This window comes from Vreelandella sp. GE22 (assembly GCF_968212445.1).
Window position 1 is genome coordinate 2,319,917 of the sequence record NZ_OZ309110.1, and the last position, 16,522, is coordinate 2,336,438.

Sequence of the window (16,522 nt, forward strand, 5' to 3'; positions counted from 1 at the left end):
ATTGGCAATTTTACAACATTTGAGAGGCTATCCAGCCTCTCAAGCTGAGCGCTAACGGCTTATTGCGCCAGCACCCCGGCCAGAAGCTGCTGGGCGCTGCGAATCAGCTCATCCAGATGCTCGGGGCCCTTGAAGCTTTCGGCGTAGACCTTGTAAAGCGACTCGGTGCCGCTGGGTCGTGCAGCGAACCAGCCGTTTTCGGTCACGACCTTGATCCCGCCAATACTGGCACCGTTGCCCGGCGCGTTAACGAGCACCGCCGTAATGGCATCCCCGGCCAGGGTATCTACGGTAACACTGTCGGCGCTCAGTTTTTTAAACGCGGCTTTTTCCTCCGGGCGACAGGCGGTGTCGACTCGCTTGTAGCTGGGCGTGCCCAAACGCTCGGTGAGTTCCTGGTAGTACGCGCTGGGTGTTTTGCCGGTGACCGCCATGATCTCGGCTGCCAGCAGGCACAGCGCAATGCCATCCTTGTCCGTGGACCAGGCGTTGCCATCGCGGGTGAGCAGGCTTGCCCCGGCGCTCTCTTCACCGCCAAAGCCCAAATACCCTTCGTGCAGCCCTTCTACGAACCACTTAAAGCCGACCGGCACTTCATAAAGCTCACGCCCGTGGGAGGCCACCACGCGGTCGATCATCGAGGACGATACCAGGGTCTTGCCGATCTTGAGCGCGCCGGCCCCGCTGCTTGGCCACTGGGGGCGGTAGCTCAGCAGATAATCCACGCACACCGCTAAAAAGTGGTTGGGGTTCATCAACCCGCCCGCATCCACGATGCCGTGGCGGTCGGCGTCCGGGTCGTTGCCGAAGGCGATATCGAAGCGGTCTTTGATTTCCAGCAGGTTGGCCATGGCCGCGGGGCTAGAGCAGTCCATGCGGGTTTTGCCGTCGTGGTCCGGCGGCATGAAGCTGAAGGCGGGGTCGACGGTGGTATTGACTACTTCGACATTGACCGCGTAGCGCATCAAAATGGCCTGCCATACCGGCAAGGCGGTACCGCCCATGGGGTCGGCGCCAAGCGTCAGCCCCGCCTTTTCGATCGCCTCGATATCTACGACCTGGGGCAGGTTTTCGACATAAAGACCAGTGAAGTCGAACTCGGTGGCGTGTTCCAGCGCCTGTTCGAGCGCTACCCTGGGGACATCATCGATACGGGTGAGGTAGTCGTTGGCGCGCGCTTCGATCCAGCCGGTCGTCTCGGTGTCTGCCGGGCCACCGTGGTAGGGGTTGTACTTGATGCCGCCATCTTCCGGCGGGTTGTGGGACGGCGTGATGATCAGGCCATCTGCCCGGAGCGCATTTTTGTTGGCGTTGTGTTGCAGGATGGCGTGGCTGACCAGGGGCGTGGCGGTATAACCCCGGTCCTTTTCGATATTCACCGTCACGTTATTCGCCGCCAATACCTGAAGCACGCACTCCCAGGCCGGGCGCGAAAGCGCGTGGGTATCCAGCCCTAAAAACAGCGGCCCCTGGTAGCCCGCGTCCACCCGGTAGTCCACCACGGCCTGGGTAATCGCCCAAATATGCGCAGCGTTGAAGGTGCGATCAGTGGCGCGACCACGGTGGCCCGAGGTACCAAACGCCACGCGCTCGGCGGCTGTCTCGGTGTTGGGAGTTTGTTCATAAAACGCGTTTAAAAGGGCTTCCACATGCACCTCCTTTGCAAAAAATAGTGACGATCCCATAGAGAAGATACTACTACAAACCTCCCGCAAAACTCTAAACGCTTACGCGTAGGTCCTCGCCGGCGATCGGTTTATGCGGGTATCGTGGCCGGGGGAAGGCTGACGCCTTCCATCGCCCAATGGAATTGGGCTCCTACAAAACCCAGCGGCGGTCTGAGTGCGCCACCTAACTCGTAGGAGCAGGCTTTAGCCAGCGATCTCTTTAAGGTGGCACCGTGGCCGGGGGAAGGCTGGCGCCTTCCATCGCCCAATGGAATTGGGCTCCTACAAGAGCCGGCGGCGATCCGGGTTCACTACCCGCACCGTAGGAGCAGGCTTTAGCCAGCGATTTCTTTATGCGGGCACCGCGGCCAGGGAAGGCTGGCGCCTTCCATCGCCCAATGGAATTGGGCTCCTACGAAAGCCGACGACGATCCGGGTTCACTACCTGCACCGTAGGAGCAGGCTTTAGCCAGCGATCTGTTTATGCGGGCACCGCGGCCCTGGGAAGGCTGGCGCCTTCCATCGCCGAAGTGTCGGACCACCAATGAATTGGGCTCCTACAAAAGCCAGCGGCGATCCGGGTTCGCCACCTGCACCGTAGGAGCAGGCTTCAGCCAGCGATCTGTTTATGCGGGCACCGCGGCCTGGGAAGGCTAGCGCCTTCCATCGCCCAATGGAATTGGGCTCCTACAAAAGCCGGCGGCAATTCGAGGTTGGCTATATATTCATCCAAAATTCGGCGGTATGTTCAGGGTTGCCGATGCGTTGGGCGTCCTGGGCGGCCTGGGTGGCCATTTGGGCGGTGGCTTGGGGATTTTCCAGCAGTTGGGTGATGGCGGCTTGCCATTGCTTGGGGTCGTCGTTTGCCAACAGGCCGTTTTCGCCGTGGCGTACGACCTCGGTGTAGGGGTAGCGGTTGGAGTACACGCCTACTGCGCCCATGGCGGCGATATCCAGAAACTTGATGAAGGATTTACCCCCGTTGAAGGGGGTATCCCATAGCGGCGCCAGCCCGATGTGTATGCGCTGGCGGCGCTGGTAGGCCTGAAATGCCGGCCAGCCAAGCGGTGTGGGTGTGTCTGCCCTGGGGAGCTTTGCCAAAGCGGGGGGCGTGTATTCACCCAGCATGATTTCCAGGCGGGTGTCATCGCGGTGGGTTTGCAAAGCGCTGAGCGCCGGGGCGATATGTTCAAGATCCGGCAGGTGGGCGCGGGTGCCGTGAAAGCCCAATTGCCACGGGCTTTCACTACTCGGGCCTTTCTCGAAATGATGGCGTGAAGGCAGCGGCGCCAGCAAAGCCGGTGTGAGTACCCGAACGTTTTTATGCAAAGCGCGTAGCCGCTGGGCCAGCTGTTCGCTGCAGGCCACAACGGTATCGGACAGAGCAAACAGGCGGGGCTGAAGCGCGGCAATGCGCGCCATGCGTTCGCGGTATGCGCTGGGCAGCGCCGTGTCGCGTGCAGCAGCTGGCAGGTCGTCGTCGATGAGGTAAATGATCGAGCCGAACCGATCACGATGGCGCTCCAGCCACGCAAGCCAGCTCGGCGATAGCGAACGGCAAATCACCAGGTGGTGGTCACGCAAATGCTCACGAAAGCGCCATTGCTGCCACCAGGCCGATACTGAGGTACGCGAAGCGAGCACCCGCTGAACGCGATGCCCATGCGCTTCAAGCAGCACCGCCGCCGAGGCGAGTAAATAAATATCCTCCGTCGGCCGCGCCCCATCGCTCAATACCGTCCAATGCTGGCCGCTCACAAAGGCTCCTTTAGATGAAGGTGTTGCGGATGATCAACGCTGCCGTTACGTATGTCGCGTGGCACACGCGGGTACAATTCACCATTCACCACTCACCACTCACCCAACATCAACGCAGCGAGAAATCCTCATGCACCAGGGTCAGGTTGGGGTTATAGGCGGGGTCGCTGTCCAGCAGCTCGCCCCAGGCTTTACGCATATAGGCGAATTCACGCAGCCAGCGTGCGCGTTTTTCGGGGGTGTTGTCTTGCCCGCGGGAAATCGATTCATGGTGATAAAGCGCCGCGTAAGGGGTCCAGAGATTCCGGTAGCCCGCTTCGCGCACCTTGATACAGAGATCCACATCGTTATAGGCCACGGCCAGGTCCGCCTCGTTCAAGCCGCTCACCTCATCGAACACTGATTTACGCAGCAGCAAACAGGCAGCCGTTACGGCGGAAAGGTTTTGCGTGACCTTCAGGCGGCCCATATAGCCGTCGTCATCGCGCTGAAAGAACCGGTGCGAGTGGCCGGCCATACCGCCCAGGCCCAAGATGACACCACCATGCTGCACGGTATTATTGGGATAATAGAGCTTGGCGCCCACACAGCCGATGTCTGGACGCGAAACCTGCTCGACCATTTCGGTCAGCCACGTGCCCTCGGTCGGCTCGACGTCGTTATTAATCAAACCGATGATACTGCCCTTGGCCTGGGCGGCACCGAAGTTGTTGATCGAAGAGTAGTTGAACGGGTGGTTGTAGTGGATCACCCTCACCCGTGAGTCCCGCGCTTCTACATCCTTTAGATACGCAAGCGTTTCCTTACAGCTACTTTGGTTATCCAGAATCAGCAGCTCGAAATGGGTGTAGTCGGTGCGCTCCAGAAGAGCATCCACACAGGGGCGCAGAATATGCACGCCGTCGCGGGTGGGCACCAGCAAACTCACGAGCGGTTCCGGTTCCGGCATGGGCCACTGCACACGCTGGGTGCCGGGTAGTAACCCTTCACTTACGCGGGTATTAGCCCCCAGCGCTTTAAAATGGTGCTGCAGCAGGGATACAAAACTGGTTTCAGCACCACTTTGCGCGCCGTGGTAAGCAATGTGGGGCACGTGGGCAAACCACGCCGGCGTAAACGCTGGTTGCCGGGTAATGCTCAAAAGCTGGGCATAATCGAGCCAGTCCGGGTCTTGGGCGTGCTCGCCGCCAGCCTCTAAACCCAAGGGGTTCAATATCCCGCGCTGATAACACACCCCGCGGCCCATATAGGGCATGGCGTATAGAAAATCGGCGTTGTATTCCGGCTTAAACTGCGGCGAATTGCGCACGCCCTGCTCGTCCAGGCTGTCCTCATCGGCGACCAGCACCTGGGCGGCGGGGTTATCCGCCGCAATGCGCGCGGCGTGGTAAAGCGCGTTGTCCGCCAGGCGGTCGCCTGGGCGCAGAAAATACACCCAATCGCCTGCTGTATGCGCCAAGGCTTCGCTTCGCTGCTCGGCAATCGAGGACGACGGCGTTTCAACGACCTCTAAAAAGGCAAGCTCTTGCTGCCATTCGCTCAACCAGGCCGCCAGGCGTTGATGCTGACGCGGCGAAAGCAGTAAAAGCGCCTGGCGGGGCGAAAGCGACTGTTCGGCAACGCTTGCAAGCGTGGGATATAGCCACTGTTTGAGCTGCTTGAGCGAGCGCTTTTGTTCGCCGGCAACCGCGATAACGACGCTACAGGCAAAATCTTTATAGGCGGCCGCTTCATGTTCATCCGGCGCGCGGCGCTGCTCGATCTGTTGAATCCACTGCTGATAGTGGCGCCGGGTCGACATGCTAATGAAGGTGCTGTCGTAATCCTCCCGCGCTAGCGTCTGCCATTTGCGGCTCTGTTTGCGAGCCTGCTGTTTGAGGCTGACCAGTACTTCGTCAGTCGTTAGGTCGCGGTAATGCTGGTGGGTACTCACCAGGCGCTGCAAAAGCCGATTATAAGCAAACGTGGGGGTCAGCCAAACAAACCGAAAATGGCTGTAGGAGAACGTACACGCCACATGGGATGGCCTGAGCGTGATCTTCTTCACGCCCCAGGGAACGAACACCAGCCGCTTGGTGGTTTTACCCATCCGCAGTGGAAAATCGACCGTGATCGAGCGCCGGACGGTTTCGATGGTCAGTGTGGCGACGATGCCGCTGATATCCCGGTCGCAGGCGATCTCGAGCATGTTCCAGCCCGCCCAGGGGAGCTGGCCTTCGAGTTTGAACTGCGCTTCTGCGCCCGTAGCCTTCCACTCGCCGGGGCGTTCGGTTGGAACGAGCTCCTGCTGGGGAATGAAGTGCAGCGGTGAACGATGGTGCAGATACCGTTTATTACTTGTTGCCATTTGATTCTTCTTCGTAGTTCTTTTTCATGGTACCTGACACGATCTCACTCATAAAAAATGGACATATTAACAGCCCGATGCGCCCACGGCATCCAGGCAACACGATTAGAGCGCCACCCAGGGCGTTAGGCCAAGCGACTGGATCAACGCATCATCAGTACTTACACCTACCCGGCGCTTAGTCACCTGTTCATTCTCCTCTGGTGTCAAACGTGCGCGTTTTTCTTCGATTAGCGCTTTTAACGCCTGCCTGGGTTTGGGAACCTGCACCACAAAACGCGCATTGGTTTGCACGACCAGGTACTCGGGTTTAACAGTGTCCACGAGCTCCGGGTCCAGGTTACCAGCGCTATGCACGAACACGATACGAGTAAACAGGCGACTCAAATAGCTCAGCATGGAATAACTGGAAGAAGACCCAAAGACCACACAGGTAGCAGACACCAGCGCCTGTTCGTAGTGAATGACCAACAAGCGGCCGAAGTTGGGTAAGCCGTTATCGAAATAGCGGTGATTGATGAAGCCAAAAGACTTCAGCGCCTCGGTTTCGCTGCGTTTTTCTGGCGAAAACTTACTGCCCAAATCGCCCGTATGCATATAAACCCGATAGCTATCACCTTCAAAAACGCCATTCACGGCGTCCGGGCTTAGGCCAAGCGACTGGGCTAGCGCTTTGGTCGCTACCATGGCGCCACGGTGTGTCCAGTGGGTATCGGTTTGAATAAAGGCGTCATCATTCAGCGCTTTCAACTCATTAGCCGGATAAACGAACCCGGCGGCGCCAGGCAAGGTTAAAAGCTGGTGGATCGGCCCGCCGGAACCCTCTTCTACAGAATGATAGCGTGGCCCCATCACACTCTCTTTGGAGGGCGCCACGATAACCGCGCTTTTAGCGTTCTGACGCTTTGCCAGTGCGTTCAAGTCGCTCAGGTACGTCTGCCATTTTTCCAGGCCTTCATCGGTCAGTAGTAAACGCCCACGGTACTGATCCACGCTATTATTGGTATCGTTATCCAAAAACAGCCACCCCTGCTTGCCCTCCAATACTTTAAGAGCTTGCGGAGGCGGTACATCATCGGTATTGGCAATATCCACACTTTGCAGCAGCCATAACTGGCCCTGAAGTTCGAGGCAGAGGCTGAACGCTTGAATGTGCGGGGGGATAGTAAAACGAAACCCACAGCAGCACTGAGGGTGGCTGTCAGGGTCGGCCTCTAGCACCCGCTCGATGACGTCCGGGCGTTCTACCTCTAAAGGGTAGCGCAGCTCGAACGTGCTCTCCCACTGCGCAACGATATGGGCACTGGGCAATCGGTCCATAAAGGCGTCGTCAAGAAGCACCCAGCCCTGCACGACGCGGCCAGAAGAAACAAACCGGGGTTCGCGGGTAGTAGAAGGGTAATCCAGCTCCCAACGAAACACCGGCGTACTGCCGGTATCTTCTGAACTCTCGGGCCAGTGCCGTTTTAACCAACGCTTTACATCACCTGTTGTACTCAAACGGTCTATTTCCTTTTAACCTGGAACGAGCTTTTAAACGCTTTATTCAACACCTTGTAACTTTGTTCAAGCGCGACTTTTAAAGTATCGCTACTAAAATCGCTTAGCGCTCTTGCCCTGCCCGCTTCGCCCATTTGCTGGCAACGCTTTGGTGAGCGGCTTAGCTTTTCGATCTTGTTGGCAACGCGGGCCGTTTTCGCGAAGGCCACCAAATATCCGGTACGCCCATTAACGACAAGTTCCGGTATCGCGCCCCACCGGTAGGCCACTACCGGGCGCCCTGCGGCCATCGCCTCGAGCACCGTACGCCCAAACGACTCCTTGAAGCGAGAGAGGTTCACTATCATATCCACCTCGGCCAGCGCTTTTTCCGGGGATTCGACGTAACCGGCGTACACCACATTCCCCGGCGCGCCTGAAGCGCCTTGGCGCGCCAGCAGTTGGCTCACTGCTGGGCCAAGCGGGCCATATAGGCGAAACTTGATATGAGGGGCGCGTTCGGCAAGAAGCGCCGCCACGGCTTCGATATCCTCGAGCCCTTTTTTAGCCACGTTGCTGCTCAACATGCCCACCCAAAACTCGCCGACCGGGCGCATGGGGTGTTGGTCTAGGGCAAGCAGCGGTGCCATGTCGATGGTATTGGGCACCACACGAATAGGCGCTTTAGAAGTACCACGGGCACCGTTGGCAAAAGCTTTAGCCACGGTAGACGAATTGGCGATGATCAAATCAGCGCTTGTATGTACCCGGGTAACGATTTCTTCAGTAGAAGCGCCCAAAATGGCGCGCAGCGCTTCATCGTGGGCGGGCAACTCACGCACATGCACCACCCGGGGCAAGCCTGCCTGGTGGGCGGCCTCGAGCGGTTCATCCAATACCAGCGTATTGGCATGGACCGCTTTCACCTCAAAGCGTTTTATCAAACGTTCGATATGTGAAACCGTTTCAAGGTTAGGCGCTTTGCCCTGTTGCCACCACCCATACGGAATGACCGCTAGCGCCGCGCAGCGTTCGAGCAGCATGGCCTCGAAACGCGCATTCCCTGCTTCAGGCAACAAGACGACCACGTTCCACTGCAGAGCCTTCATGGCTTCGAGCACATCGAGCAGGCTGCGCTCGGCGCCAAACAGCGTTTTACTCAGTTGATGACCACAAAGCATGACTGTGGGCTGCAAGTCTTTTACGCACTTGCCTTCCCATACGGGCAGTGCTTTCTCACTCGTTGTGCTGCCGGCTTTTTCATTCAGCAAATAGTGGGCCCAGGGCTCTAAACCGCTTTCCTGAAGGAGCTGTTCGAAGCGGCGCCGATAGCCCGAGGTGGAAAAGCCGGGGCCCGGGTCGCGCCCTTCCTGGGAGCCCACCGTGCAAAAATGCTGAAAAGGCTCGACCATGGCGGACTGTAGATCAACGTAACGCTCCAGATACCAGCCGGGGTCGAAAAGCGCAGAGGCCTGTAGCGCGTCCTCGGCACTATACGCGCCTGGTTGTGGGGCGCTAGTAGCGCGTAACATGGCGCTGGGGGCATAAAAAGGCCGCGCGCCAGGTTTTGGTTTTAGGTAGAGATCCGCGGGCGCATTGGCTTGGGCGTGCCAGCGTTTGGCCGCCGCAATGTAGTAGTAGCGCATGCCGCTAAATTGCGAAGCCAGGTGCGAGGCGCTTTGTTGGCTCAAGGAGTGGATGCTGGAGCGCCCGAAGGAAACGGGAATACCGGGCAGCACCTCTTCAATGCTGCGCGAACCGAAAGCCGCCTCGATCCGCTGGCGGTATTCGGTATCGGCGTTGACACTTACCTCATCCCAAAACCCCAGGGTGTCGACCACCTCGCGCTTGACCATCAAAGAGGAGATGTTGGGGTACACCCAGCCGTGCTCATCCAACCGCCAGCGGTGAAACAAAAGTTCGGGCGTGGTTCTTACCCAATAGGAGAGCGTCGCCTTTACGCTTTCATCACGGCCTAGCCCCTCGGCCTGGCGAACCAGTTTTTCAGGATGGGACCAATCGTCGCTATCATGAATGGTGATGAACGCTGCACTTGCATGGGCGGCACCGGTATTACGCGCCGCGTAAGCCCCCTGGTTTTGCTCGTGGCGAACCAGCTTCAACGTTACGTGACCAGGACAGCGTGCCTGCCAGTGTTCAACGACGGCCACCGAATCATCACCACTGGCATCGTCGACGGCAATGATTTCCAGGCGCACGCCTTGCTGAGCAAAAAGCCCCTGCAAAGCGGTACCCACGGCACTGGCTGCGTTGTAAACCGGGACAATGACCGATACGAGCGGCGGGTCAACCAGCGGGGTTCGATTACCAGGCGCCGCAGACAGGTTATCCAGCGCCAAGGGCTCGTTCTCGAGCGGTTTTACCAAAGGGTTCAAGCCATGGCGTACGTAAAAACGATTTAGCGTGGTGAGCACTTCGTTTTCGAGACCCGCGTGATCCAACCGATTGACCAGAAAGCGCCGGGCGTTGGCATTCGCCAGCGCTGTATCGGCAGTTTCGGGAAAGTCCCGGTTCAAATAGGTGAGCGCTTGCTTTAAAAATGCCTGGTACTGTTTACTCCCGCCCTTTTCAATTAAAAACCGGCAACACGCTTCCACCAAAATAAGCGCTGGATTAGGCGAAAGCGCTACGCCCTGTTGAACCAGCTTTTCGCCGGGTTCTATCAGCCTTCCCTTGGGCGTAAGCAGTCGAACGACCCGGTCCCACTGCTCTTGCCAACGGTACCAGCGTGCGAGTGCCAGCCTGGCCGTGTAGCGCTCGGCCGCCGTGGCACTCGGGGCTTCCAGCAGCCCATTAAGCCTGGCAAGAATAACGCCGTGTGCGCCCCGCCAAAGGGCGTGGTCCCACTCCAGGGCACGATTACGTCGAGGCAGCCGGTTTTCGAAGCGGCCGTGGCGCCAGTAGTGCTCCCAGGGGACCATGCCCGCTTCTCGAACATCCGGGTTGGCATTTAGGTACCACGACGCGTCAAATTCCGAGCGCGCCAACGCCTCGTCAGCGTCTTCGCGTTGACGAGGCGTTATGCCCAACAGGTGTTTAAACCGCTCTATCATTGCGGGCGGGGCTCGCGCTCTTCCTTGATACCAGAACGGATGTAGTGCAGCAGCGGGTTAATGCCGGTCGCGGCGATATCCGGATAGGCACGAAGGTAGCCCGCACTATCGAAGTGCGGCGAGGGGTCGCGCCCTTCAAAGCCGCCGAATTTCAAATAATGAAGCGCCGGTTTCTGGCCATACTGCGTTTCGCTTGCGATATCCGGGTACTGGTTTAGATACCACTGGCCATCGAACCACTGGCTGGCTTCGAGCTCCGCTACCTCTTCTTGCTGCTTGCGCTGGGCGCGTTTGCGCTGGCTACGCGTTCCCTTTTTTGGAGAGCTACTCGGCGAGGCGCTCGACGCCTCTTGAACCTTACTGGCGCTTAGCTGTTCCTGCTTTAAAGCTTCAAGCTGCGCCTCTTTCTCTTCCATGGCGGCGGTCAAGTCGCCCAGCTCTTCAAAGCGAGCAGCCAACTCTTTATCCCGGCTTTGCAAAAGCTCTTCCAGCTTGGCAATCTTCGAAAGCGCCTTGTTCTCGCGGGCCGCAGCATCGCCATAGGCCGCCTCGGAGGCATCGACACTATCGCGTAAGTCGTTGATCTGCTTTTTGCGCTCTTCGTCTTTTGCTTCGGCTTTAGCCAACTGGCGGCGAAATTCTTTCGCCTCGACCTTCTTCTCTTCATTGCGCTCGTGGAGTTGCGCGGCTCTGCGCTCTGCGGTCTCGCGCTTTTTATCCGCCTCTTCCACCATATTGGTGAGCACCGCTAGCTCGTTGAAGCGGGTACTGATACTGGCGTCTTTTTCGGTAACCAAAGCCTTTAATGACGTTTTTTCGGCGTTACTTGCCTCGAGTGCACCTTGTGCTTCGGCCAGCTTTTCGCGTACCTGCGCTAGCTCTTCGCTCTTGGCGTTTCGCTCCTGAAACACTTCATCAAGGCGCTGCTGGGCATGACTCAGCTTCGCCTTGTGCTGATCATTCAGTGCCTGGTCCGCTATGCCACGCCCCAAGCGCGCGAAGATATCGCGAACGGCCCGGGCGGCGCTGGTGGTTTTCCAACGCGCTAAAAGCGTTTCGATGAGCGCGGCAGGCGCCTCGCCTACGATGACGACCCCAAGGCCTTCACCGTGGTGAAACGAAATGGTGCGATAACGTTCTTGCAGGCTGACAAACAGTTCGTAGTTAGCGTGCTGCGCTTCACCACCATTAATGCCGGAAAGCAAAACGACGCCCTGCGCTGACATCAACCCAAGCCAGCGCTCGAGGATGAGATCCATATTTTCGTCATTGGAGGCCAGATCCAATGCGATAATATCGATACCCGGCTGCATGTGCCTGGCAGCACGCGTGGGCGAAGTATTCACCAAGCGATGGCACCCGCCATAACGGCGTTCAGCGGTAGCGGCAATGTCATTTGCACTGCTTTCATCGCTTACCAGTATGCACTCGGCGTCCGGATCGGTTCGCATCGTCGCTTGGCAAAACGCCAGGTGCGGGCTACCCGGCCGCGCGCCCAGCGTGACACAACGCTTGGGCTGCATCGTCTCCATCAGCCAAAATATCCAAGGCAGATGATGCAGCCAGGACGAGGTTTCAACGCTGTCCGGCTGCCAAAACATGGAGCCTTGGGCCAGCGACTGCAAAGGGGCCATAGAGGCAGCCGTCGTTTTTCTTTCAATTTTCATCAAATCATTCCATCGCTTTTAAGCACTACTTCAACGAATTCGAGTCGTCAGGCTGCTATCTTTTTCGGCTACCTTATACCAGGTGCAAATCACCGTCCCAATAACGGCTGGAAAATTTATTTCTCAGCACGGTGTCACGCTCGGAGAGTTTCAAGTTACTTTTTACAACGCTCTCTTTTATGCCTTTCTTGGCATACTCCAAACTATCTTCATGGTTCATCAAATAAACGATACTAGGCGTTCTGATTAGAACAACGTCACGATTCAATTCTTCGCAGGTTGAATAAAACTTGCCATGACCATCGAATTTGGAGAAAACCGTTCCCTCATCTTCCCAGCTATCCGGTAACTCTTCTTTGGTAAACACGGGTAAAAAACAGGAGCCACAGTGGCGCGCAAACCTTTTATCGAGGAGCTCCATATCGCCATTACGAGCGTCAAGGCGGTAGCCAGCATCGATAACGATCGAAACGGCCGGGTCGGCCTTTAAAGCTTCTTCGACCAAATCAGCGCTCACCAGGTCATCGGCATCGACGAAAGCTAGCCGGCACCGCTTATCGCAGTGCTGCTTTACCCAGGAAGCGGCTAAACGCCTTTTTTTAAGTTTATCCCAGCCTTTTCCGCGCTTGCTGGGGGGGCTAAAGGGTGCCGTAATGAACGTGATAGAACGCCAATCTATCTTTTCCATTTGTGGCTTTTCATGGCCAACTATGACGATATGAAATTTATGACTGGTCGACTGCTGAATAGTGGCTACTGTTGTCTCGAGCATTTGGCATACCCGCTGCCAATCCGCCGCGTTCACTTGCGACTTTAGCGATATACAAAATACAACCTGATCATCAACAATCATTCAAACCACCTGATAAAGAAAGCTTAAAACCAAGCTTCGTCTTTTCTCTATAATCCGGATGAAACAAACGCAAATCGCTTCTTCATGTCATCCAGGTCGTTCTGGTCCAGAGGGGCCATTCGGTTCTTGTCACGCTCTCTTCCTGCGTGGGCAACCAGGTCACTATGGGCGTGCTCGGTTCTAATGAACATGCGCTTTCTCGAATCCATCACCACCGGGTAGCGTTTATCGACGTTTGTATGGTTGCCGGTCGAGAATACAGCGAAAGGCTCTTCGACTTCGTCTTTCGAAGCGACTGTCTTGACGAAAGCCAACCCTTGCGCGTTGTTTATTTGCCGGTGCTGGTAGTGGCCGGTATACGCATTGCCATCGTAAACACTTAAAATCCCCTCGGGAAACGTAACGCAGTAATCTTCCTGGTGCGGCTGCATATGCTGCTCGAGCACATCGCAAAAATCACTGGCTAACGCATCGTCATCATCCAACCTAACCGTTGCGTAGCATAGCGGGTATTCAAGCGTCTCAATCTCTTTGGCTACTCTAAGATCAATTTGCCTATTCAATGCCTTTTCACTGCGAACCTTGACGATTTTCAGCCATGTTCTTTCGTCGGCCAATTCCCGCAGGCGTGATTCGAACTCATCGGGTAACTCCTGGGAAATAAACACCAGCGCGGTGGCGCGCGCGGGGTCTACCATGCTATCCAACCCCGGCAGCGTAACACTCTCAAAAAGCGCCTGGTGCGTTAGCAACCTGTCTCTATCGAACAGGTTCTTTTTGTAGACCTCCATTTCCACACTGTTACCAATCGCCCAGGCACTCTTGCTTTTGGTAAAAACGCTATACCGAATGAGGAAAAAACTATGCTTTCTCATGGTTTGATGTCCTTATCCCATTTTGGATTGGCCGGTTTCAATCAAGCGCTGCTCTTCAGCAATGCCCAAGCGCGCCAGGTGAACGTCGTAGCCGAACAAGCCTCTAACGACCTGGAGCGCCACACGCACCTGTTCCTGGTAACGCGCTGGATCATTAACCAGTTCTTCGATCACAGGAATCACCTCTTCCGGGCGCGCATATACGGCAGCTTCACCGAACAGCGGCTTGTATTTCGGGTCGATGATGACCGGCACCCCCGCGGCCATGGCTTCGAACATGACCCGCCCGAACGCCTCTATCCAATCCGAATGGGTATAGTAGACGTAAAAATCGAGCTCGCGTAAGAACGTCGCTGGGTGTACCGAACCAAATTCGTGAACGACCCAGTTGCCGGGTAAACGGCCGAGTATCTCCACGGGTGTTTGCGCCCCACCCAGCACTTCGATCGAAAACCGCGTGTCGTCCGGGTAGAGTTTGGAGAGTACCTCAGCGGATTCCGGCCACTTCACGTACTGGTCGCGGGAATGGCGGCCAATGCGAATGGGCAGCCCTTGCACGGCGTGTGCCGGGCGCAGCCACTCATCTACGTTGATGATATTGACCCAGTCTTCTTCCGCCAACGCCACGCCGGTGAGCTCGCTGGCGTGATGGTCATGAAGCGAGGCGCGTACCAGCGGCCCGATAGGATACCAGCGCGGCTCTTTTCCAAAGGCCTGAACGATATGCTCCTGGCAGGTAGGGATATCATAAAGCGTGGCGCCGGTTTCACTGTATTCGCGTTTCGGCGGTTGATTCACGATGACCGAAATACGCGCTGCATTCACTTGGGGCAGGCGGTCGGGCAGGTTTTGAACCACCGGTGGATGACGAATCACCAAGTGGTCACAGGTGACCCGCTCGCCAGGTACGATAAACGACACCCCTTCGCCATCTACCAAATCGCGCACGTTTTCGTTAATCGTGCGCCCGGGGTTCAAATCGTAACGCGGCATGTTGAGTAAGCCGGTACGCAGGCAAAAATGCGTTTGCGCCTTGATCTCTTCGATGTTGGAGTGGCTGGTACCGCCAGGTAAACGAAAATCTGAAGCAATGATGACGTCATAGTGGGTACGTGAGGCGCCCTTATCCGCCCGCATGGGGCCTGGCCGAGCAAATTGGTTCCCGGCCCCCTCTTTACCATAGCGTAGCGGCGTTGCGTTTATATCCGCACGCTTACGCCAATAAGCTGCCGACTCGTCGTACTCCTTGCGGGCACCGGTTTTGAAGCCCAGGTAGCCGAAGTCGCTATCGGCGGTCAATGAACCCGCTGCCTGGCGCTGAAAGCAAAGCGGTGCGCCCTCTAGCGTGGCTACAGCCTCTTGCCCAAATACTTGGCGCAGCCTGGCCAGAAACTCGGAGTCCGCCGCGAAGCGCACTTTGTCCCAATAACCCAGCTTCTCCTGTACCGGTACACGGCGGAACATAAGAGAAGAGAGGTTCATAAGAAGGAAGGAGCGCGCCTTGGGCCGCAAATAGATGCCGCCATCTTCACGTAAGCGAATTTGCGACGAGCAGTTGGCGATAACGCAGGGGTTCGCTTCTAAATGTTCTAGCTGGGTTTCGATCTTGCGCGGGTGTGACCAGTCATCGGCATCGTGCGTGGTGACGAACTCGCCCGTGCAGTGGTCCAGCGCACGGTTGCGTGCGGCGTAAGGGCCTTCATTCACCTGGGTGGTCAGCACGCTAATGCGCGCATCCTGTGCGGCATAGCGCTGTGCGACGGCCACGGTTTCATCGGTGCTGGCATCATCGCTAACGATGATCTCAAGCTCACGATGAGACTGGGCCAGCAGTGACTCCAGCGCGGTAGGCAGCATTGCCGCCGCATTATAAGCGGGAATGATAACGCTCACGCGCGCCTTAAATGTACTCGCGCTTGTCGCAGTAGCGCCTACTTGTTCGTAAAAACTGGCGTTATTATGAGCCAGCTCGCCGTCACGGCGAAGATAGAGCGCTTCCAGGTGATGCCGCTGATAAATGCGGTTGAGAATCTCCAAGCGGGCTTCGCTACCTTGCGTCAAATTCAGGTGGCAAAGCGCCCAGTCGTCGTCTCTTAAGCTGGCGGGAACGCTTGCCAGCAGCTCCGCTCCTGTATCGAGCTGGCCTAACCGCGCGTATACTTGGGAGAGCAGCTTTTTGGCGGTTGCCTGCGGCTGTTCATCCTGGGTCGACTCGATATACGCCAGGAAGAACCCGGCGGCTTTTTCCTGAGCGCTACTCTCCTGCTTGCCGGCGTACCAAAGCCCCAGTTCCCAAAGCGCAAACTGGCGGGCGATGCCGCTTTCTTCCTGGGCAATGGTTTCAAGCTCCGGGATGGCGACATTGGCCATTTCCAGGCCATAGGCGCGTGCGACCAGGTCTTTAATACGCTGGTGCTGCTTCTTTTTGGTTCGGCGACTTTTCAGCTGTGCAGATTCGGCCGCTTGAAGCGACACCCGCGGCGCAGGCAGGCGGTCTTCTTGCTGGCCGTGCATTAAATAGTGGACGAGCGGGCTTTCGCCGGATTTAGCGACATCCGCGTAGGTACTCAAATAGTAACGTGGGTCGAAAAAAGGCGACGGCATGCGCCCCCAGGGCTCACCGTATTTCACGTAGTGAACCACCGGGTCCATCCCGGAGCGCGCGACATCCGGGTAACGCTTTAAGTACCACTTCTCATCGATAAACCCGGAGTGGCGGATAAATTCGATACGCTTCCAATACATGGGTTTTCCCTGAGATCTGAACAATAATTCCGTTTAGTAGCTAACGCGAAAGGCACC

9 protein-coding genes are annotated in these 16,522 nt (G+C 57.0%); all 9 read right to left on the reverse strand.

Going from position 1 to position 16,522, the window contains the following annotated elements; genetic code table 11:
• Positions 1 to 59 precede the first annotated feature (59 nt).
• The 9 genes from pgm to ACWHRL_RS11110 all read right to left on the reverse strand — a co-directional run bounded on the left by pgm (position 60) and on the right by ACWHRL_RS11110 (position 16,465).
• Positions 60 to 1,685, reverse strand: coding sequence for a phosphoglucomutase (alpha-D-glucose-1,6-bisphosphate-dependent) (gene pgm, locus ACWHRL_RS11070; protein ID WP_447893698.1), 1,626 nt, complete (start codon positions 1,683 to 1,685; stop codon positions 60 to 62).
• Between the two features lie 699 nt (positions 1,686 to 2,384).
• Positions 2,385 to 3,425 carry a glycosyltransferase family 1 protein gene (locus ACWHRL_RS11075; protein WP_447893699.1) on the reverse strand — a complete coding sequence of 347 codons (1,041 nt, stop codon included), beginning with the start codon at positions 3,423 to 3,425 and terminating at the stop codon, positions 2,385 to 2,387.
• 109 nt (positions 3,426 to 3,534) lie between these two features.
• The gene (locus ACWHRL_RS11080; protein WP_447893700.1) at positions 3,535 to 5,772 is read right to left on the reverse strand and encodes a glycosyltransferase family 2 protein; all 2,238 of its coding nucleotides are present in this window, start codon (positions 5,770 to 5,772) and stop codon (positions 3,535 to 3,537) included.
• A gap of 105 nt (positions 5,773 to 5,877) precedes the next feature.
• A complete protein-coding gene (locus tag ACWHRL_RS11085) occupies positions 5,878 to 7,272 on the reverse strand; it encodes an alginate O-acetyltransferase AlgX-related protein (protein ID WP_447893701.1) in 1,395 nt (464 codons plus the stop codon).
• Positions 7,273 to 7,277: 5 nt separating this feature from the next.
• Positions 7,278 to 10,325, reverse strand: a complete 3,048-nt coding sequence (locus ACWHRL_RS11090) for a glycosyltransferase (protein ID WP_447893702.1) — start codon at positions 10,323 to 10,325, stop codon at positions 7,278 to 7,280.
• Positions 10,322 to 11,992, reverse strand: coding sequence for a hypothetical protein (locus tag ACWHRL_RS11095; protein WP_447893703.1), 1,671 nt, complete (start codon positions 11,990 to 11,992; stop codon positions 10,322 to 10,324). The genes ACWHRL_RS11090 and ACWHRL_RS11095 overlap by 4 nt, the downstream gene beginning before the upstream one ends.
• Positions 11,993 to 12,065: 73 nt before the next feature.
• A complete protein-coding gene (locus ACWHRL_RS11100) occupies positions 12,066 to 12,845 on the reverse strand; it encodes a hypothetical protein (protein ID WP_447893704.1) in 780 nt (259 codons plus the stop codon).
• A 47-nt stretch (positions 12,846 to 12,892) separates the two neighbouring features.
• Entirely contained in the window at positions 12,893 to 13,720 is an 828-nt protein-coding gene (locus tag ACWHRL_RS11105) for a glycosyltransferase (RefSeq protein WP_447893705.1), read from the reverse strand.
• 12 nt (positions 13,721 to 13,732) lie between these two features.
• Complete coding sequence (locus ACWHRL_RS11110) at positions 13,733 to 16,465, reverse strand: glycosyltransferase (RefSeq protein ID WP_447893706.1); 2,733 nt, start codon at positions 16,463 to 16,465, stop codon at positions 13,733 to 13,735.
• Positions 16,466 to 16,522 lie beyond the last annotated feature (57 nt).

Bases quoted from the DNA above. Each gene is read 5' to 3' on its own strand.
- pgm (WP_447893698.1), bottom strand. From the start codon at position 1,685: ATGGGATCGTCACTATTTTTTGCAAAGGAGGTGCATGTGGAAGCCCTT.
- ACWHRL_RS11080 (WP_447893700.1), bottom strand. From the start codon at position 5,772: ATGGCAACAAGTAATAAACGGTATCTGCACCATCGTTCACCGCTGCAC.
- ACWHRL_RS11090 (WP_447893702.1), bottom strand. From the start codon at position 10,325: ATGATAGAGCGGTTTAAACACCTGTTGGGCATAACGCCTCGTCAACGC.
- ACWHRL_RS11095 (WP_447893703.1), bottom strand. From the start codon at position 11,992: ATGAAAATTGAAAGAAAAACGACGGCTGCCTCTATGGCCCCTTTGCAG.
- ACWHRL_RS11100 (WP_447893704.1), bottom strand. From the start codon at position 12,845: ATGATTGTTGATGATCAGGTTGTATTTTGTATATCGCTAAAGTCGCAA.
- ACWHRL_RS11105 (WP_447893705.1), bottom strand. From the start codon at position 13,720: ATGAGAAAGCATAGTTTTTTCCTCATTCGGTATAGCGTTTTTACCAAA.
- ACWHRL_RS11110 (WP_447893706.1), bottom strand. From the start codon at position 16,465: ATGTATTGGAAGCGTATCGAATTTATCCGCCACTCCGGGTTTATCGAT.